Source organism: Tenggerimyces flavus (assembly GCF_016907715.1).
Classification (GTDB): Bacteria; Actinomycetota; Actinomycetes; order Propionibacteriales; family Actinopolymorphaceae; genus Tenggerimyces; species Tenggerimyces flavus.
The window spans coordinates 5,071,825-5,088,037 of the sequence record NZ_JAFBCM010000001.1; the positions used below are offsets into that span (position 1 = coordinate 5,071,825).

Annotated in this window: 16 protein-coding genes and 1 pseudogene; 10 read left to right on the top strand and 7 right to left on the bottom strand. The window is 68.3% G+C overall.

The window, feature by feature from the left end:
- Nucleotides 1-120: 120 nt before the first annotated feature.
- From JOD67_RS42615 to JOD67_RS23730, 5 genes and pseudogenes are all read left to right on the top strand, one after another.
- Nucleotides 121-458, top strand: a pseudogene (locus JOD67_RS42615) (IS1380 family transposase); the annotation flags it as partial.
- Between the two features lie 229 nt (nucleotides 459-687).
- Nucleotides 688-837, top strand: coding sequence for a hypothetical protein (locus JOD67_RS42620; RefSeq protein WP_205119900.1), 150 nt, complete (start codon nucleotides 688-690; stop codon nucleotides 835-837).
- A gap of 37 nt (nucleotides 838-874) precedes the next feature.
- The gene (locus JOD67_RS23720; protein ID WP_205119901.1) at nucleotides 875-1,348 is read left to right on the top strand and encodes an ABC transporter permease; all 474 of its coding nucleotides are present in this window, start codon (nucleotides 875-877) and stop codon (nucleotides 1,346-1,348) included.
- Between the two features lie 74 nt (nucleotides 1,349-1,422).
- Entirely contained in the window at nucleotides 1,423-2,190 is a 768-nt protein-coding gene (locus tag JOD67_RS23725; RefSeq protein ID WP_205119902.1) for a VOC family protein, read from the top strand.
- A 167-nt stretch (nucleotides 2,191-2,357) separates the two neighbouring features.
- Entirely contained in the window at nucleotides 2,358-3,338 is a 981-nt protein-coding gene (locus tag JOD67_RS23730) for a phosphotransferase family protein (protein ID WP_205119903.1), read from the top strand.
- Nucleotides 3,339-3,350: 12 nt separating this feature from the next.
- Here the strand turns inward: JOD67_RS23730 and JOD67_RS23735 are convergent, their stop codons facing one another.
- Complete coding sequence (locus tag JOD67_RS23735) at nucleotides 3,351-3,884, bottom strand: helix-turn-helix domain-containing protein (RefSeq protein ID WP_205119904.1); 534 nt, start codon at nucleotides 3,882-3,884, stop codon at nucleotides 3,351-3,353.
- 63 nt (nucleotides 3,885-3,947) lie between these two features.
- Here JOD67_RS23735 and JOD67_RS23740 point away from each other — a divergent pair, with 63 nt between their 5' ends.
- Nucleotides 3,948-4,292 (top strand): alpha/beta fold hydrolase, encoded by a 345-nt coding sequence (locus JOD67_RS23740; RefSeq protein WP_205119905.1) that lies wholly within the window; start codon nucleotides 3,948-3,950, stop codon nucleotides 4,290-4,292.
- Between the two features lie 172 nt (nucleotides 4,293-4,464).
- Complete coding sequence (locus JOD67_RS23745; protein ID WP_205119906.1) at nucleotides 4,465-5,586, top strand: winged helix DNA-binding domain-containing protein; 1,122 nt, start codon at nucleotides 4,465-4,467, stop codon at nucleotides 5,584-5,586.
- Here the strand turns inward: JOD67_RS23745 and JOD67_RS23750 are convergent.
- Both JOD67_RS23750 and JOD67_RS40395 read right to left on the bottom strand, forming a co-directional pair.
- On the bottom strand, nucleotides 5,583-5,795 hold the full coding sequence (locus JOD67_RS23750) for a hypothetical protein (RefSeq protein WP_205119907.1): 213 nt from the start codon (nucleotides 5,793-5,795) through the stop codon (nucleotides 5,583-5,585). The genes JOD67_RS23745 and JOD67_RS23750 overlap by 4 nt on opposite strands.
- A 48-nt stretch (nucleotides 5,796-5,843) precedes the next feature.
- Complete coding sequence (locus JOD67_RS40395; RefSeq protein ID WP_239554010.1) at nucleotides 5,844-6,839, bottom strand: GNAT family N-acetyltransferase; 996 nt, start codon at nucleotides 6,837-6,839, stop codon at nucleotides 5,844-5,846.
- A gap of 185 nt (nucleotides 6,840-7,024) precedes the next feature.
- On the opposite strand from JOD67_RS40395, the gene JOD67_RS23765 reads away from it, so the two are divergent.
- The gene (locus tag JOD67_RS23765; RefSeq protein ID WP_205119908.1) at nucleotides 7,025-7,447 is read left to right on the top strand and encodes an SGNH/GDSL hydrolase family protein; all 423 of its coding nucleotides are present in this window, start codon (nucleotides 7,025-7,027) and stop codon (nucleotides 7,445-7,447) included.
- A gap of 12 nt (nucleotides 7,448-7,459) precedes the next feature.
- Here JOD67_RS23765 and JOD67_RS23770 read toward each other — a convergent pair whose 3' ends face one another.
- Nucleotides 7,460-8,227 (bottom strand): AraC family transcriptional regulator, encoded by a 768-nt coding sequence (locus tag JOD67_RS23770; RefSeq protein ID WP_205119909.1) that lies wholly within the window; start codon nucleotides 8,225-8,227, stop codon nucleotides 7,460-7,462.
- 107 nt (nucleotides 8,228-8,334) lie between these two features.
- Between JOD67_RS23770 and JOD67_RS23775 the strand changes: the two genes are divergently transcribed.
- Complete coding sequence (locus JOD67_RS23775; protein ID WP_205119910.1) at nucleotides 8,335-9,159, top strand: phytanoyl-CoA dioxygenase family protein; 825 nt, start codon at nucleotides 8,335-8,337, stop codon at nucleotides 9,157-9,159.
- Between the two features lie 11 nt (nucleotides 9,160-9,170).
- Nucleotides 9,171-9,470 (top strand): hypothetical protein, encoded by a 300-nt coding sequence (locus JOD67_RS23780; RefSeq protein ID WP_205119911.1) that lies wholly within the window; start codon nucleotides 9,171-9,173, stop codon nucleotides 9,468-9,470.
- Between the two features lie 186 nt (nucleotides 9,471-9,656).
- On the opposite strand, the gene JOD67_RS23785 is transcribed toward JOD67_RS23780, so the two are convergent.
- The 3 genes from JOD67_RS23785 to JOD67_RS23795 are packed head-to-tail and all read right to left on the bottom strand — an operon-like array spanning nucleotide 9,657 to nucleotide 16,175.
- The gene (locus JOD67_RS23785; RefSeq protein ID WP_239554012.1) at nucleotides 9,657-12,146 is read right to left on the bottom strand and encodes a X2-like carbohydrate binding domain-containing protein; all 2,490 of its coding nucleotides are present in this window, start codon (nucleotides 12,144-12,146) and stop codon (nucleotides 9,657-9,659) included.
- Nucleotides 12,147-12,162: 16 nt separating this feature from the next.
- On the bottom strand, nucleotides 12,163-14,514 hold the full coding sequence (locus JOD67_RS23790; protein WP_205119912.1) for a glycosyl hydrolase family 95 catalytic domain-containing protein: 2,352 nt from the start codon (nucleotides 14,512-14,514) through the stop codon (nucleotides 12,163-12,165).
- Complete coding sequence (locus tag JOD67_RS23795; protein WP_205119913.1) at nucleotides 14,511-16,175, bottom strand: type 2 periplasmic-binding domain-containing protein; 1,665 nt, start codon at nucleotides 16,173-16,175, stop codon at nucleotides 14,511-14,513. Before JOD67_RS23795 ends, JOD67_RS23790 begins: the two co-directional genes overlap by 4 nt.
- Between the last annotated feature and the right edge of the window lie 38 nt (nucleotides 16,176-16,213).

The window sequence follows — 16,213 nt, forward strand, 5'->3', positions numbered from 1 at the left end:
CCCTGATCCACCGAAGAGCGGGTAGGTGAGCGTGGCGTAGAACGAGAATGCCCTTGCCGGGCGGGAGGATCGGGCTTGTCTCAAGGTCCGATCGTCTACCGAGCGAAGTGCATCTCGCGGGTGCAAGCATCGCACAGGATCCGGCCGGTGTTCGACGACCCCAATCTGGTGTCGGCGGCGGGTCTGGTGCCGCTGCCGGGGCTGGCCGAGTCGGCCGGTCTGGGTGATCTGCTCGCCGAGGGGCTGACGGTGGCCTCGCCGAACGCGGCGGTGAAGGCGACCGGCGTGGTCGGTGGGATGCTCGCCGGCGCGGACAGCATCGATGACCTGGGTGTGCTCCGGCACGGCGGGATGGCCCGGCTGTTCACCGGGGGGTGCGGGCGCCATCGACGCATGGGACGTATCTGCGGTCGTTCACCCACGGGCATGTGCAGCAGCTGGATGCGGTCGGGGCGCGGCCGCCGTCCAGGCCACCACCGCGTTCTACGCCCCCGGAGGGAACGCTTGATGAAGTACACCACCTCGATCGAGATCGCGCTGCCGCGGGAGAAGGTGCGCCAGCTGCTCGCGGGCCCGGCGCACATGCCGAAGTGGCTGCGGGGCCTGGTGCTGCACGAGCCGGTGGACGGAGGGCACGGCCAGCTCGGCACCATCTCGCGAGTCGTGTTCAAGATGGGGAAGCAGAGGATGGAGGCCACCGAGACCATCACGCGCCTGGAACCTGAAGACCTGCACGCCATCCCCAGTTCGGTCGTCGTGCACTACGACCGCGAGATCGCCGGCGAGGGCATGTGGCAGGCCCAGCGCGACCGGCTGATCGCAGCCGGTCCGTTCTAGCTGGGGCTGGCGCTGCAGCTGAGATAGGCGACCGGGGGTGTGGCGACCGTCGCCGCTGGTCGGCGCCCTGCTCGGCGATGTGATGCGCTACTCGATCGGGTCGGTGGTCGTGATCACGCTCGGCCTGGTCCTCGGGTTCCGGCCGGAAGGTGGCGCCGTCGGGGTGGTGCTGTCGGTGGCGCTACTGCTGGTGTTCTCGTTCTGCCTGTCGTGGCTGTGGACGATGCTCAGCCTGATCCTGCGCACGCCGAACTCGGTGGCGGGAGTCAGCATGATGGTGATGTTCCCGCTGACGTTCGTGAGCAACATCTTCGTGGACCCGACGACGATGCCGGGGTGGTTGCAGGCGGTCGTCGAGGTCAACCCGATCACCCACCTGGCGACCGTGGTACGCGGCCTGATGCACGGTTCGGTGCCCGCCGGGGAAATCGGCTGGGTGCTCGTGTCGTCCGTACTTCTCGTCGCGGTCTTCGGTCCCATCACCATGGTCCTCTACCGCAACAAGAAGTAGGTGAGCTGGGTTTACACCGGTGCTTAGGTTCCGGGGTCATGCGGGACAACATGGGGACACGACAAGGAGAGACGATGAGCGAGTTGACCACCACGCAGCCGGCCGGCACACCGACCTGGATCGACCTGGGCATCCCGGATCTCGACCGCGCGATGACCTTCTACGGCGCGTTGTTCGGTTGGGAGTTCGATGTGGGACCGGCGGAGTACGGCCACTACACCCAGTGCTTGCTACGGGGCAGACCCGTCGCGGCCATCAGGCCGAACCCCGATCCCGACGCCACGGAATTCTGGTGGAACGTCTACTTCGCGACGGATGACTGTGACGCCGCGGCCGCCCGAGCGCGGAACGCGGGCGGCTCGATCATCACCGGCCCGATGGACGTGCTGGACCAGGGCCGGACGGCGATCATCAAGGACACCACCGGTGCGCAGTGTGGACTGTGGCAGGCCGGTGCCCACATCGGCTGCGAGATCGTCAACGAGCCGAACGCCCTGCTCCGCAACGACCTGGTCACCGCGGAATCCGGGCCCGCGCGCGACTTCTACGTCGCGGTCTTCGGCTACACGTTGGATGCCAACCCGGACATGCCCGAGCTCGACTTCACGTTCCTGCGCAGACCGGATGGCCACGAGATCGGCGGCATCGTCGGTGACCCAAAGGCCACGAAGTCCCGTTGGGGGACCTTGTTCCAGGTGGACGACGCCGATGCGGCGGCGCGACGAGCGATCGACGCGGGTGGGACCTCGGCCGAGCCCTACGACACGATCTACGGGCGGGTCGCGAACATCACGGACCCGTTCGGCACGGAGTTCGATGTCGGTGCGGCGATGACGAGCTGAACCGGCGGCGCCTGGCTCGTCTGCACCTGGTGACACGATCCTTACCAGCGCCCCCACTCGCCGTTGGGCTCGACGCCGCTGAACGGGCGGCCGGAGTCGGGTGGGGCGTCGATGAAGAGCGTGACCCACTTGCCGGTCCGCTTCTTGGTTGCCTTAGCGTCGGGCGGGTGGAGCTGCCGCGGTTCGGATCCGATGAGGAGTACGCGGCGGGGCGGAACCATCCGACGTTGTGGCTCCCGGTCTTCCGCCGCGCGCTTCGGGCAGCGGGCTTGTCGCCCGACGGGCCTCTCGAACTGCTCGCACCCTCGCAGTACCCGACGGCGGCGGCGCGTGACCACGGTCTCGTGGCCACGGTTTACCCCTCGCACTGGGGCGGGTTCGATGCGTACCGGTTGGAGCTCGACGCGCACGCCTTGCTCGAGCCGACAAGCTTGCCGATCCCGCGTCTGGTGGCGCACGGAACGCTGCTCGCCAGCACGTCCGATCACCCGTGGCCGTGGCTGATCGAGACCGAGGTCGTCGGCAGACCGTGGTCGGAGGTCGTGCCGACCTTGCCGCCGTCCGTTCAGCTCCGGAGCGCGGCCGAGCTGGGGGCGACTCTCCAGCGGTGGCACTCCGTTCCGCACGATCATGGACAGATCGTGAACGCTCGTTGGGATAACTTCCTGCGCCTGGTCACCGAGGAGCGCGACACCCTGGGCGCGGACGACGACCGGCTCGCGCTTCTAGGTCCCGTTCCCGAAGGCGCCCTGCACGCCTTGGCCGCGTCAACCTTGAGCGAGGTCGACACAACTCGGTCGACGAGCCTGCTACACAGCGACGTCCACGGCGGGAACGTGCTGCTGGATCCAGGGACCGGTGCCTTGGTCGGCATCATCGACTTCAACGAGGTCCAGGCAGGGCATGCGTGGTACGACCTCGCCGATGCCTGCTTCCGTCTCCTGCATGGCGATCCCCACCTGGTGCCGGCATTCCTCAACGGGTACGGGCTTTCCGAGGCCGACCTGGCCGACGGTGCGGCACTGCGGCTGCTCGGGTGGGGTCTGCTCCACGACTTCGACGTCCTCACTCCGGCAGCCGAGGCGCGCCGCCCGACACAGACTTCGGTGGCCGCCCTCGCCCTGCACCTCACCGGGCTCGGCGATTGAGGTCGCGCCGCGCTATTTGCCTTGTGTGGTGGGGAACATGATCGGGCTGAGCAGGTGTCGGGTGCGTCCGTCGGTGGGGGAGTTGCCCAGTCGCGGCACGATGGCGGCGCGGAGGTCGTCGATCAGTGCTGCGCGTTCGTCGGGGGTGAGCCACAGGGCGTGCTGGCGGTAGCCGACCTCGTCGCGTACGGGATCGGAAGCGTCGACGTCGAGGTACGCGTTGTACTCCGCCGTGAGAATCGCCATCGCCAGGGCGAAGATGCGCCGGTGCTCGTCCTTGTCGACCGACGCCACCTGCTCGGCGTCGATCACCGCCTGTTCGCGCCGCAGTTGGTAGCTGCGCTCGACCGCGCCGCGCACGCGGTGCTCGGAGGACACCTCGAGCACGCCGCCGTCGGCGAGTAGCGCGACGTGCCGGTACACGGTCGCCTTCGACACGTCCGGCAGCCGCGCGCACAGCTGGGCGGTGGTCAAGGCCTGGCCGCCCGACATCGCGTGCACGATCCGCAGCCGGACCGGGTGAACGAGCAGGTCAGCGGTGTCCATGGACCGAACGATCTCACATCTGATACCGTTCTCAAAGTTGAGAACGTAACGGGAGGGGCCGGCATGGAGATCGGACAGCGGTACGACACCAACGGGCGGCAGCTGTGGCTGCACCGGTCCGGCGCGGGGACGCCGAGCGTGGTGTTCGTACCCGGGGGAGGCCTGGTCGGGCTCGACTTCCTGCAGGTGCAGGAACGTGCGGCCGAGCGGACGACGAGCGTCATCTACGACCGCGCCGGGACGGGCTGGAGCGACGCGGTGTCGTTGCCACGCTCGGCGGCCGACGTCGCGGGGGAGTTGCACGCGCTTCTGGCGGCGGCGAACGTGCCAGCGCCGTACGTGCTCGTCGGACTGCACATCGAGCAGCCGGATGCGGTCGTGGAGGCGATCGGTGATGTGGTGGGGTAGTGACTGTGCTGTCCGCCGACCACATCGCCGCCGACCGGGCGTCGTCCGACCCTGGGAGGGGCCAGCCTGCACTCGTTCAAAGCCAAGTTGACATAATGTACATTATCGGCACTGTCTTGCCAGGCGTAAGAGGAGCGAGCGGGGTCGCGTGCTGGTGGGTACGGTGCGGGCTATGACGGTGACCGCACGAGCGCTCAACCGCGCCACGCTCGCGCGGCAGTTGCTGCTGGAGCGCTCCACGTTGCCGGTCGCCGACGCGGTAAGGCAGATCGTCGGCATTCAGGCTCAACAACCCGCGTCGCCTTATGTCGCGTTGTGGAACCGACTCTCCGGTTTCGATCCCACCGACCTGGACGCCGCGTTCGCCGAGCTGCGGGTGGTCCGGTCGACGCTGATGCGGATGACGCTGCATGCCGTGCACGCCGACGACTATCCGACGTTCCGCGAGGCCGTCGATCCGGGACTGCGCGCATCGAGGCTGGACTCCCGGTACACGATCAGCGGACTGAGTCCCGCGGACGCAGACGCGCTGACGCCCGAGCTGCTGGCGTTCGTTGCCCAGCCGCGCACTGCCGCCGAGTGTGCGCGATGGCTCGAACGCAGGTTCGAGCGTGAGTTGCACGAGGGTGCGTGGTGGGGTGTGCGCTCGTACGCGCCGATGCTGCGGGCACCGACGGGTGCGCCGTGGCAGTTCAACGCGAAGGTCTCCTACGTCGCCCCGCCGGCGCGGCCGACCGTCGGCGACGCCGGCGTTTCCGCCGAGTCGCTGAAGGTTCTGCTGCAGCGTTATCTGGCGGGCTTCGGGCCGGCGTCGATCGCGGACATGGCGCAGTTCACGCTGGTGCCGCGGACGCGGGTGAAGGCCGCGGTGCGGGAGCTCGAGCTGGAGCCGGTGACCGACGTTCTGTACGACGTACCGGACGCGCCCCGACCGGACGAACGCACGCCCGCGCCGCCGCGGCTGATGGCGATGTGGGACAGCATCCTGTTCGCGTACGCGGATCGCAGCCGTGTCATTTCGCCCGAGTACCGCAAGCACGTGACCCGTGTGAACGGTGACACGCTGCCGACGCTGCTGGTCGACGGGTACGTGGCCGGCGTCTGGCGCGCGGTCGACGGGGGAATCGAGGCGACGGCGTTCCATCCGTTGCCGGCGAAGGTCTGGAAGGGGCTCGAGACGGAGGCCGGCGGACTGTTGGCGCTGCTGTCCGAACGAGAGCCGCGCGTGTACAGCTTCTACGAACGCTGGTGGAGCCAACTCCCCCACGCCGAGGTGCGGGTACTCGGCGGCTAGACGTCCTGCCTGGGCTTGCTGCCTCGGAAGCCTCGGAAGCCGAACGCCGCCAGACCCAGGCCGGCGAGCGCGATGATCGGGCCCAGCACCGCCCACAGGGTCGAGCCGGTCATCCCACTGCCGCCGAGGACGCCGATGCCTTGGAAGAAGAAGATCGTGCCCATGACGGCTACGAGCAGGCCGACCGCGATGAGAACGGGCTTGCGCATCGTTGGCTCCAAGGATCAGGTCGACCAGGGACGTGCTCAGGCTACGGCCTACTCGGAGAACTCCTTGCGCAGGTGCACGATCGTGGTCTCGTAGCGGCCGAACGTGCCGTCCGGCAGTTGCTGGTCCCAACCGCCGGGCTTCCGCGCGTACTCGACGTAGCCGAGGCGTTCGTACAGAGCCTGCGCACGGGGGTTGTTCGTCTCGGCTCCGATCTCGATGCGGCGCACTCCCCTGGCTCGAATCCGCCGCTCGCACTCCTCGACCAGGGCGGTGCCGATGCCGCACGAGTGGAGCAGCCCCTCGACGTCGAACATGGTCAAGGTGCCGGCGCCGGGATCCTGCTCGTAGTCGATCACGCCCTTGCCGACGAGTACGCCGGACGGCAGGCAGGCCGTCACACACTCCGCGCCGCCGGACGGGACGCGGTCGAGCACCTTGATGACGGCCTCGACATGGCCGGGATACGGTGCCCACGGGCCGGGCAGGTCGGCCGGTCCCAAGTCGCGGATCGTCAACCCCAGCAGGAGATCCGAGCTCCCGCCAACGTCGCGAGCTGGCACGAGCTGCTTGTTCAGATCGACCAGCATGGTCTCGTAGCGGCCGGTGCTGCCATCGGGCAGCTCGTAGTTCCACCCGCCGAGCTTCCGCGCGTACTCGACGTACCCGAGGCGTTCGTACAGCGCCTGCGCGCGAGGATTGTCCGTCTCGACGCCGATCTCCGCGCGGGACAGTCCCCTGGTCAGGATCCGGCGCTCGCACTCGACGATCAGTGCGGTGCCGATGCCACACGACTGCACCAGGCCGTGCACGGAGAACATGATCAACGTTCCCGCGCCCGGGTTCTCGTCGTACCGGAGAGCGCACTTGGCGACCGACCCACCAGAGGGGAGACAGACGAGAAGATTCTCCGCCTCGCCGGCGGACGCGAGCTCGAGCATCTCCGCCACGGCCTTCAGATGGCCGGGGTCCCCCGACCACGCCAGGCCGGGCAGGTCGGCCGGGACCATGTCGCGGATCGTCAACCTCAGCAGGAGATCCGACATCCCGCGAACGTAGCAACCCGCTCCACCCGCGTCGACCGAATTCTTCGACCCCACGCATGGCCAAGCTTTCAGGGACCGTTTACCGACATGACTCCTGACGCAACCGTCGCATTAGCCAGTGTCGCGACCATGGAGAAGTAGCTTTTGCGGACAGATGTGTTCTCTTGCGGGGAAGGCAGGGGCCCATGGCCAGCGGTGAGTACCTGCGGTACGTCGCGCTCGGCGACAGCCAGACCGAGGGGCTCGGCGACGGGGACGAGATCAGAGGACTGCGTGGCTGGGCGGACCGGCTCGCGGAGCTGGTCGCCGCGTTCAGCCCGGAGTTGTCGTACGCGAACCTGGCGGTACGTGGTCGCGTCGCCGCGCAGGTGTTCGAGGAGCAACTCCCGGCGGCGTTGGCGATGCGCCCGGATCTGGCGACGGTGGTGGCGGGTGTCAACGACCTGTTGCGCCCGCGGTGGGACCTGGACGCGGTGATGCGTCACCTCGAGGCGATCTTCGCCGCGCTCACGGCGCAGGGTGCCCGGGTGGCGACGATCGCACACGGCCGTGATCATGTACGTGATCATGAAGGTAACCCGCCGTATACGACCAGTTTGGCTTCATGATCACGTACATGATCACTGGGCTCGGAGGGCGCGAGGTGAGGTGCCGAGCTCGCGGCGGCAGGTCTTGTTGAACGCCTGCAGGTCGCCGATCCCCACGGCCGTCGCGATCGAGGCGATCGGCAGGGTGGACTCACGGAGCAGGTGGCGGGCTCGTTCCATCCGGCGCCGGCGTACGTGCGCCACGATCGTGTCGCCGGTCTCGGCGCGGAACAACCGGGTCAGGTGGTTGTGCGAGACACCCGCCGCCGCGGCGATGTCGGGGACCGCCAACGGCCCGGCGAGGTGGGACTCGATGTACGCGACCGCCGCCGCTACCGCCGCGTGCGGCCGCTCGGACCGAGACGGCGCCGCCAGCGACGCCACCCGCCACAGCGCGGCCCAGACATCGGACTCGGTACGGCGCGGGGCGCTCGACCACGCCGCGATCGCCGACAACAACAGTGCCGACAGTATCGGCGTCTCTGCCCCGGCGTCCTGCATGATCGGCAGCGACCGCGGCTCCCCCGTCCGGCCGAGCCGCAGGTGCGCGTACAGGTGCTGCGACCGCCCCTGATACCGGTACTGCACCACCGCGCCCGGCGGCACCAGGCTCACGTGACCGGGACGGATCGGGTACGGCGTGCCGTCGACGGTCAGCTCCGCCACGTACTGGTAGAGGTGCAGCTGCCACAGGTCCGGCAGCCGGAACACGTCCCGGTCCCGCTTCACCCCGTGCAGCCCGACGCCGACGTTCGCGACCTGCGGCGGCCGGTCCAACCGCACGGTTATGGACACCACCATGGTGAAAACGTACCAGTACTGGGTGAATACAACCCACGCGTGAAGGCCCGAAGCCGCCTAGCGTGAGTGGTATCCGACCACCACGTTGGCCAACACTGGAGCGGCCCATGACAGCTCATCCCGCCCGCGACCACCTGCTCACCTCCGTGCAGCTCGCCCACTTCGTCTCGCACGGATCGGTGCGGATGGACGCGATCGTTCCCGACGACCTGAACGAGCAGGCGATCGAGGTCTTCAAGGCGGGCATCCCCGCGGTCCCGTACGGCACACCGATCCCCGAGGCGTTTCCCGAGGGCTCGTTCGCCCGCCGACTCATCGAGCTGCCGCAGGTCGCGGGCGCGATCCACAGCCTGGTCGGCCCCGGCCCGACGATCGACCACCACGCCGTCCACATCCGCCGACCGAACGAGGGGCACGCGCAGCCGCTGCACGGCGACGCGATCATCGACGCCCGGCTCGACGCGTTCGACGTCCAGCTCATGTACTACCCGCAGAAGGTCACGCTCGACATGGGCGGGACACTGAGCGTGCCGGGCAGCCACCTGCGGCGGACGAACGAGAGCGACACCGGCCGCTACCAGAACCTGCGCGGGCAGACGCGCCTCACCTGCCCGGCCGGGACCGTGGTGATCCTGCATCACGGGATCTGGCACGGCGGGCGGCGGAACGACAGCGACATCGAGCGCTACATGTTCAAGATCCGCTTCAACCCGACCGTGAAGCAGCGCCGGCTGTGGAACACCGACGACCTGAACGACCCGGAGGTCGGCGCCGAACTGCGGACGCGGTTCCCGTGGTACGAGGGCGCGACCGGGCGGCTCGAGATCTACAACCGGGTACAGATGTGGCGGGCGCTGACCGGCGACGACACGTTCGACCTCGACTACTGGGTCACCCGCGTGTCCAACCGTCCGCAGCGCGTCGTGGTGTGAAGGAGCCCTTGATGAGTACGGAAACCCTTGTGCAGCAGCGCGTCCGCCAGCAGGTGCTGGTGCTGTACCTCTCGACGTCGGCGCTCGACGCGTCCGTGGTCGGCTGGTCGGTGTACGACGGCACCGGCGCGACGTCGCCGACGACCGGCGACTCCGACGAGCCGCCGTACACCTCCGGCCTCGAGGCGCTGCTCGACGGCTGGCGGCTGATCCAGGTGTCGCCGCTCCACCCCCCGTACCCGGGGCACGAGTACGACGTGTCGTTCCTCAAGCACGAGTTCTTCTTCGAGAAGTTGGTGTCGGTGGAATAGATCTTGGGGCTGGTACCTTCTACCTAGCGGTCGGTGTGGTCAGTGTCCCCGGGCCTCACCTATTGCCTTCGCGGAATACCGTTCGGCTGGAGCCGCGTCGCGCCACTCGCCGAGAGGCGACCGCCACACCGGCCGTGTACGTCGCCAACGGGCGGGTCTTCGGACCCGCCCGTTGGCTTTTGTCCGCTACCTCGCGAGCTGGTAGCGGATCACGTCGTTCCGCAGCGCCTCGCCGGACACCTTCACGATGCGCAGCGTGTGCTGCTTGTCCTTCAGTCCGGTGGCGGTGAAGGCCACGCGGTTGGTCACGCGCGTCGGGTTCTGCAGCGAGACCCGGCGGACGAGCTTGCCGTCGACGAACACGTCGGCCTCGCCCTGGTCGGGACCCAACGCCGTCAGCCAGTCGACCTTCGTGCCGCGGAACGAGAACGACACCGCGGCACCGTTCGCCTTCGCGTAGTGGACGTCGTTCGCGTTGTCGCCGCGGAACGAGAAGTCCAGCGCCACGTCGCCGGCGGGCAGGGAGGCGAGGTACGACTTCGAGATCGTCACCACCGAACCCGCCACCGTGTAGTCCGAGCCACGCACGAGAGCCGTACCGCCACGCGAGACCGAGACGAGCTCGGCTGGGTCGCGCGCGACAGTGACAGCGATATCGGCCGGGGCAGCCGGGTCGAACGTCGCCGAGCCCGGATCGAGCAGGCTCTCCTGCCGCACGCTCAGCTTGTCCAGCAGCATGAATTGCCCGGTCTTCTTCACTCCGCGGATCGTGTGCGTCCCGTTCGGCAGGTCCGAGATCCCGTACACGACCTGCTGCGCGCCCCGGCCCTCGGCCTGGAACGTCGAGACGGTCTGCTTGAACTCACCGTCGACGTAGATGTCCACGTCGCCCTGTGAGTTGTGCGTCTCCGTCACGTAGTCGACGCCGGTCCCGACGAACGTGTACTGGAACGCGTCCCCGTTCGCTTCGGTGTACTGCACGTCGTCCAGGTAGTCACCCAGCCCGCGCCCGGTGCTTCGACTCCACGAGCCTGTGTAGGTGATCTGCGGGTCGTCGTTGTTCACCTGGATCGTCCGCACCCCGGCGGCGTTCACCTTCGAGGCCTTGGCCGACGGCTCGGGGGTGGCGTTCAGCTTGGACCTGGGCGCGGCAGCGCGAGCCGCCGGACCCTTCACCGTCACCGCGAGCGGTTCCGAGACGGCCGGCACCTCGAAGTTCTCGTTCCGCTTCCAATCGCCGTCGTAGGAGACCCGCAGGTCGTCGTCGTTGACCGAGATCGACGCGCCCTTCTGCGGCGTCACCTTGAACAGCCGGGTGCCGTTGATCGGCACGTCCTTCGCGACGTACGTGCCCTTCGCCGAGCCGAGGTCCTTCTTCGCCCACAGGTCACGCACCTTCGCGGTGCCGTCGAGGCCGAGGTCCGCGAAGTTCACCGTGACATCGGCGTCGGTACGCCCGAGGTTGAACACCGCCACGGTGTAGGAGCTGTCCGCGTTGAGCGCGTACCACACCTGCCGGTTGGTCTGCATCGACACCGGCCGCGCGGGAACGCCCGCCTGGTTGACCGCGATCACCTCGCGGTTCGTGAGGAGCTCGAGGCCGTACGAGTCCAGCCGCGTCATGTCGTTGCCGATGTAGAACGGGGCCGCCGACACCGCCCACAACGTCGCCGCCGTCCGCCGCTCGTCCTTGGTGAGCCCGTCCATCGAGCCGTTGCCGACGTTCAGCGAGTCGAGGTCGTTCCACCCGCCCGGCCCGCCGTGGCGCCACCAGTCGGCCAGCTTGGGGAACAGCCGTGCGATGTTCTGCCACTGCGTCAGCGCCACGCCGGTGCAGTAGCACTCGACGTCCCAGTCGATCCGCCAACCGTTCGCGTACTGCTTCCAGTAGTCGGCATAGCGGATGTCCAACGCCCACGACAGCTCGAGCCAGATCTTGTGCCGCGCGAGGGCCTGCGACCACGCCTTGACGTCGTCGCGCGCGTCGAGCGAGAGGTCGCCGATCCCGGAGCCGGGCGTCACGCTGTCGAACTTGAGGAAGTCGATCCCCCACGACGCGAACAGGTCGGCGATCGAGTCGATGTACTTCTGCGCACAGGGCTTGGAGAAGTCGATCTTGTGCCCGATCCCCCAGTAGTCCGCCTGCTTCAGCGGCAGGACCGGCAGGTCACCCGTCGAACATTCGGGCGCGCCGTAGACAGGAAGGTCGGCGTCGATCACGGACTTGCTGATGCCGGGAATCGCGTAGATCCCGATCTTCTGCCCGTTGTCATGAACGTGGTCGATCACTTCCTGGAATCCGTTCGGATACAACGTCGTGCTCGGCACCGGCCGGCCGTAGCCGTCGATGCCGCCGTTCCAGGCCGCGTCGATGTTGATCCGGTCGTACCCGAACCGCTGCAGCTTGGTGTGCATCGCGTCCGACTGCGCCTTGATCTGGGCAGCGGTGATCCACGTCCCGCCGTTGGGGACGAACACCTGCATGCTGTAGCTGCTCCAGCCCATGTACGGCTTCCGTGCCACCTCCCCCGCCGGTGGGAACGCAGCGGCGACTACCGGCGCGGCAGGCAGTGCCACGGCCGGTTCGGGAACGGCCGACGCCGGTGTAGTGGTCAAGCCGAGCGGAACGAGGGCGGCCACGAGCAGGCCTCGGATCGCCTTGTTTCGTAGGGACATGAGCGGTGCACCTCTTTCATGGCAGGAGGAGGCGGTCCTTCAGATCGGTCGAGTCACCGAGCCCGAGAACGAGCTCGACCTCGCGGTCCCTGTACACCACACGAACAGCCACCGGCCGCGAGCCGGCGAGCTTGCGAACCGACACGGCTACCAGCTCGCCGTCGCGCCAGGACAGGTCCACGGCCAGCCCACCTCGAGCTCGCACGCCGCGGACCGAGCCGTCCGGCCAGTCCGAAGGCAACGCGGGCAGCAGCACCAGCGAGTCGTCGAGACTCCGCACGAGCAGTTCGACGACCGCCGCGACGAAGCCGTAGTTGCCGTCGATCTGGAACGGTGGATGGGTACTGAACAGGTTCGGCAGCAGTCCGCCCCAGCGGGAGCCGTCGACCGGCGCGTACCGGCCGGCGTCGCCCTCGAGTGGCATCGTCGCCTCGCGGAACAACGACAGCGCGGTCTCGCCGTCGCCGAGCCGTGCCCGCAACGCGATCTTCCACGCCCACGACCAGCCCATCGCCCCCGGCCCGCGCGCGTCCAGCACCTTCGCGGCAGCCGAAGCCAGCGGCGAGCCGGGCGCGATCTGACCGAGCGGATACAGCGCGACCAGGTGCGACATGTGCCGGTGCAGCGGCTCTTGCTCGACGAGGTCCTCGCTCCACTCCCCCAGCCGGCCGTCGGCGATGACCGGAGGCTCCGGCAGCCGAGCGAGCGCGGAGGTCAGCTCCTCCCGCAACGGATCGGACAGGCCGAGAACGTCCAACGCCGCAAGGCAGTTCGTGAACAGATCCCGCAGCAGCGCGATGTCCATCGGCGTGGAAGTGCTGAGCGACTCGCCGTGCCCGTCCGGGCCGACGAACAGGTTCTCCGGCGACGTGGACGGGCTCGTACGAAGGACCCCGTCGGCGTCCTCGTGCAGCCAGTCCAGGCCGAACTCCGCCGCGCCGCGCAGGATCGGCCATGCCTGGTCACGCAGGAACGACTCGTCCAGCCCGTACACGTAGTGGTCCCACAGCTGGCGCGCGAGCCAGACGCCGCCCATCATCCAGATCGCCCACGACGTGGCGCCGTGGCCCATCCCGACCGGCAGCGCCCAACCCCACAGATCCGTGTTGTGGTGCGCGACCCAGCCGCGCGTCCCGTACAGCTCCTTCGCGACCGCAGTGCCCTGCGCGGCCATCCTGGACAGCAGCTCGGCGAGCGGCAGCTGACACTCACCGAGTCCGGTCGGCTCGGCGCCCCAGTAGTTCATCTCGGTGTTGATGTTGATCGTGTAGTTCGACGACCAGGGCGGGCGGAGCTGGTCGTTCCAGATGCCCTGCAGGTTGGCCGGCGGACCACCCGGCCGGGACGCGGACACCAGCAGGTAGCGGCCGAGCTGCACCATCACGGTCGCCATCAGCGCGGCGTCGTCGCCCTCTAGCAGCGACGCGACGTCGACGGGCTCCGCAGGCTCCGGCCCGATCCGTACCGACGCGGTACCTAGCAACGGTCGTACATCGGCCAGGTGCGCGGCCAACAACGCCTCACCGCCCAACGCGGCGGCGGAACGCGCCTGCTGCCGAGCCGCCTCGAGGTGCTCCGGACGGGAACGGGCAGCACCCGACGTCCACCAGTCCGCGGCCGACGTCGAGCTGCTGATCGTCACCAGCAAGCGCGTGGCCTGCTCGATCACCAACCCGCCGTGGTACGACGACCGGCCGTCGGTGTCGATCGCGACCGCCACTGCGGCGAACGGGTCGTACCCGTCCACGAGCTCACCGAGCTCGAGATACCGCAACGGCTCCTCGACGTCCGGCTCGTGTTGCGGCGCGCCGTCGACCGGCACCGCCACGCCGACGACCAGCGTGTGCGGGTCGCCTTCGCGTACGTCGACCCGCAACGGCGACGACAGCCGCAGCCGGACGTCGACCGGAGCATCAGCGATCAGCTCGACGCACAGCGCGCCGGCTGGCCGGCTCGCGAACGTCCGTCGCCGCAGCCCGGCGAAGGACTCCTCGACAAGCGCGTCGTCGAGGTCGAGCACGCGACCTTCGTACGTGGGCGATCCGCCGATCTCCATCCAAAGATCCGCGAACGGCAAGTACTCCTGGCTGTACGGGCCTTCGAACGACATCAGCAACGACTCGGCCAACCGGTAGTCCCGCTTGTCGATCGCGTCACGCACCTGCTGCGACCGCTCCGGCCCCGCGCCCGACGCCAGCACCGAACGCAGTGCGTGCGAGGGACCGGACGGCGTACCCGACCACACGGTCGAGTCGTTGAGCTGCAGCCGTCCGTCGCCGAACACCATCGCGCCGAGCCGGCCGTTGCCGACCGGCGCCGCCGCGGACCACTCCGCGGCAGGTGCCGGCCAGCGCAGGCGCAGGGTCACTTGGCGCCGCCCTTGTACGTGTCGTACGCCTTCTGGTACAGCTCCAGATACCGCTTCATCCCCACCCCGTCGAGGCCCTGGACCCAGGCGTCCCACTCGGTGTCGATGTTCTTCTTACCGGTGATGAAAGCCAGCTGGCCCTGCGTGACGTAGCTGTCCAGGTTGGTCTTCAGCGTCGCGATCTCCGCGCTCGCGCTGGGGTCCACCCAGACCTGGGCCACCGGGAAGTACTGTGCCTTGTCCTCGTGCCCTTCGTACAGCTTCGTCGCCTCGAACAGCCGTCGCTCGAGCCCGGCCTCGGTGTAGATGTCCTTCGGCACGACCTGGGCGTTCCGGAACGCCAACGTGTTGTTGTACTGCGCGAGCGCGCCCCACGCGGTGTTCGGCGGGACCTTGTCGCCCGGGCGCGGCTTGTACATCGGCTTGGCGTTCTCGTCGAGCGCGATGTCTCCCGCTGCTGGCTTGTCCCAGCCGACGCCCTCGGGTCCGCCCCAGATCCGGAGCTGGCCCTCGTCGGTGTAGATGTAGTCGAGCATCTTGACCGCGGCGACCTGGGCCTCCTTGCTCGCCTTGTTCGTGAGCATGAACGTGTAGCCGGTCGAGGTCGGGCGGTTCAGCCCGGAGTAGTTCTTGCCGTCCGGCCCGGTGAGCGGCGGCACGGCGTCGTACTGCTTGTCGCGGCCGTCCTCGGAGCCGAGCTGGACGAAGATCCCCGGCCACAGCACCGGCGCGGAGCCGATGAGGACGGCCTTCGGGTCGTTGCCGAGCGCCTGCAGCGCCTCGGCGTTCTGGGTGAACGAGGCCGGGTCGATCAGGCCGTCCGAGTGCAGCGAACGGATGTACTTCAGCCCGTCGCGGAACGCGGGGTCGTCGACCGGCGTGACGACCTTGTTGCCGTCCAGCGTGAGCAGCGACCGGACGCCGTTGTTCGCGCCGACCGGGTCGTACGCGAACGCGCCCATCAGGTACGCGATCAGGCTGCTGTCCTGGACGTCGGTGGTCATCGGGATCTCGTCGGCCTTGCCGTTGCCGTTCGGGTCCTGGGTCTTGAACGCCTGCAGGACTTTGCGCAGGTCCTCGGTCGTCTTCGGAAGCTGCAGGTTGAGCTTCTTCAGCCAGGCACTGTTGATCCACAGCTTGTCCGGGTAGCTGCAGTGGTAGCAGTCCGCCCACTGCGGCATCGCGTAGATGTGCCCGTCGGGCGCGGTCGCCATCTCCTTCAGGGTCTGGTTGGAGTCCAACGCCTTCTGGATGTTCGGCGCGTGCTCCTTGATCAGGCCCTCCAGCGGAACGGCGACGCCCTGGGTGCCGAGCTTCATCACCTCGGCCTGACCGAACCCGTCCACCCAGGGGATGAGGAAGAACAGGTCCGGATAGTCGCCGCTGGCCAACGAGATCGACCGCTTCTCCTTGGCCGGTCCGGCGTCGAACGTCGTCGGCTGCCAGCGGAACTCGATCTTGAACTTGTCGCTCACGAACTTCGTCGTGGTGTTGCTCGCCATGTTGGTCTTCGGGTCGACGGGCGACATCACGTCGATGACGACCTTGCCGTCCTTGCTGAGTTCGGCCTTCTCGCCTTGGTTGTTCGAGCCGGAGCCGCAAGCCGCTGCCACCGTCAGCACGGCGGCCAGCGACAACGCGGTGGTGATCTTGACGGACATTTCTACCTTCCCTGCTGAGCCTCTTGGGGGGATTGCTG